Raw genomic sequence first — 232 nt, 5'->3', positions numbered from 1 at the left:
TCTAAGATACAGTACGGCTTTGAATTATAACTGTATACATATATATGTGTATACATGGAGGGAGTTTAACATCATGGTATTTTTCTTGCCGTTCAGGTGGAATTTATGCCATTTATCTTAACAAATATATTTGTCATTATGGTTATGGTATATTTCAGGCGTTCATCATAAATTCATCCTAGTGTTATCATGACTGCTCGCCAATCCTACCACCTCACCTTCGCCCGTTTCT

The sequence above is a fragment of the Neisseria sp. HMSC70E02 genome (assembly GCF_001838645.1).
In the GTDB taxonomy this organism is placed as follows: Bacteria; Pseudomonadota; Gammaproteobacteria; order Burkholderiales; family Neisseriaceae; genus Neisseria; species Neisseria macacae.
Note: the sequence above shows the minus strand (reverse complement) of the source record.